The sequence below is a fragment of the Mesorhizobium sp. M7D.F.Ca.US.004.03.1.1 genome, from assembly GCF_003998635.1.
GTDB lineage: Bacteria > Pseudomonadota > Alphaproteobacteria > Rhizobiales > Rhizobiaceae > Mesorhizobium > Mesorhizobium loti.
Genome location: NZ_RZQG01000941.1, coordinates 1 through 2,216 on the forward strand (window position 1 = coordinate 1; position 2,216 = coordinate 2,216).

The window sequence follows — 2,216 nt, forward strand, 5'->3', positions numbered from 1 at the left end:
GTTCATCCACCACGGCGGCAACAACAGCTTTTGCGAAGCGCTGCGCTTCGGCGTGCCGTCGCTGATCATGCCCTATTGCTGGGACGGACATGACAATGCGCGCCGCGCCGGAGAGACCGGCGTCGGTGACCATATCGGCCGCGACGCCTGGACCGAAGGAGTATTGGAGAAAGCCATTCTCGGCCTGCTGGCCGACGATGCCATGCGTGCCCGCCTTAGGGACAACGCAGCCCAAATGGCGCTGCAACCCGGAACGGATGTGGCCGCGCAAGCCATACTCTCTCTGACACGGACATGAACGAAATGCCTGACAAAATCACGACGAATACCTCGCTCTCCAGCAGCAACGATCCCAAGAGCTGGCTGGCCCAGCACGGCATCAACGAGGTCGAGTGCCTGGTACCCGACATGAACGGCGTGCTGCGCGGCAAGGCCTTGCCGACGGCCAAGTTCCTCAAGGCGCTGGAAGACCGCGCGCTTTATCTGCCGAGCAGCGCCTTCCTGGTCAGCATCGACGGCCGTTATTCCGGCTCGATCGACGAGGGTTTTGCTTATTCGGATCCGGACATGCGTATGGTGCCCGACGTTTCGACGCTCTGCCTGGCGCCCGGCGCCGCTGAGGGCAAGGCCTATGTCTTTGCCGACGCCTTCCATATGGACGACCGGCCATGGATGGCCTCGCCGCGGCATGTGCTCAGGGCCGTGCTCGATCTCTACGCCCAGCGCGGCTGGCGAGCGGTGGTGGCGCCCGAGGTGGAATTCTATCTGACCGCGCCCAATCCCGATCCTGATCGGCCGCTGACTGCGCCGGTCGGCGCCAATGGCCGAGCCGAGACCGTGCAGCATCCCTATGACATGGCGGCACTCGAGGAGTTCGAGCCGGTGATCCGGCGCATCTATGATTATGCGGCGGCGGCCGGGTTGCCGCTCGACACGCTGATCCATGAATCGGGAACGGCACAGCTGGAGATCAATTTCCTGCACGGCGACGCGTTGCCGCTGGCCGACAAGGTGCTGCTGTTCAAGCGGCTGACGCGCCAGGCCGCGCAGCAAAGCGGTATGCGCGCCACCTTCATGGCCAAGCCGATCGCGGCGCAGGCGGGAAGCTCGATGCATCTGCACATGTCCATCATCGACGAGGCCGGCAAGACGCTGTTTGCCGGCACTGATGATGCCGATACCGAGATGTTCGGCCACTTCATTGGTGGCATGCAAAAATTCGTCCCCGAAATCATGCCGCTGTTCGCGCCCAACGTGAACTCGTTCCGCCGCATAAGGCCCAACCACAGCGCGCCGGCCAACATCGAGTGGTCGCATGACAATCGTTCCTGCGGCCTGCGCGTGCCGGCCGGTGGACGCGCCGCGCGGCGGGTGGAGAACCGGTTGCCCGGTGCTGATTCCAATCCTTATCTGGCGATCGCCGGCTCGCTGCTTGCCGGCTATCTCGGCGTCGAACAGAAACTGGTGCGCTCGCCCGAGGCGTCGGGCAATGCCTACAAGATCAAGAGCACGCTGCCGAAAACCATGGAGGAGGCGCTCGACCGTTTCGAGGCGTGTGAGCCGGTGCGGGCGTTGCTCGGCGAGGATTTCTTCCAGAGTTATCTTCGCGTCAAGAGCGTTGAGCTCGACCTGTTCCAGGGCGTGGTGACGAGCTGGGAACGCGACCACCTGCTGCTCAAGGTGTAATGATGGGCTTCAATTCCGGCCTGGATATCGGCAAATCCTACTATGTCGCGACGGCAAATCCGTCGCCGGACCATCCGGCTTTGCAGGGTGACAGCGACGCCGATCTTGTGGTGGTCGGCGGCGGCTGCACCGGCCTGTCCGCCGCCCTTCATGCCGCCGAGCGCGGCCTGAAGGTGGTGCTGCTCGAGGGCGGCAAGATCGGCTGGGGCGCCTCGGGCCGCAATGGCGGCCAGATGATCCCCGGCCTGCGCAAGGGCGCGAAGGGGCTGGTCAAGCTCTATGGACCCGAACGTGCAAAAGCGCTGTTCGACCTTGCCTTCGAGGCGCGCGGGCTGGTGCTCGATATCATCGAGCGCCACGCCATCGATTGCGATCTCAGGCTGACCGGTCATCTCGTCGGCGCGGTCAACGGCTCCGATCTCAAGGACCTCGAGGAAGAGGCCGAGTGCCTGGCCACGGTGATGAAGTTTCCGCATGCCGAAATCCTGTCGGCGGCTGAAGCGCGCGGCAAGGTCGACACGCCCTATCAT

The 2,216-nt window shown here is 63.9% G+C and carries 3 protein-coding genes; all 3 read left to right on the forward strand.

Going from position 1 to position 2,216, the window contains the following annotated elements; all coding sequences use genetic code 11:
• Window positions 1-298: nucleotide disphospho-sugar-binding domain-containing protein (locus EN935_RS32220; protein ID WP_348629921.1), on the forward strand; the 298-nt coding region annotated here is incomplete at its 5' end.
• Between the two features lie 5 nt (window positions 299-303).
• Window positions 304-1,686 (forward strand): glutamine synthetase family protein, encoded by a 1,383-nt coding sequence (locus EN935_RS32225; RefSeq protein WP_127264129.1) that lies wholly within the window; start codon window positions 304-306, stop codon window positions 1,684-1,686.
• A partial coding sequence (locus tag EN935_RS32230; RefSeq protein ID WP_164771538.1) for an FAD-binding oxidoreductase occupies window positions 1,686-2,216 on the forward strand: 531 nt, incomplete at its 3' end. The genes EN935_RS32225 and EN935_RS32230, both read left to right, overlap by 1 nt.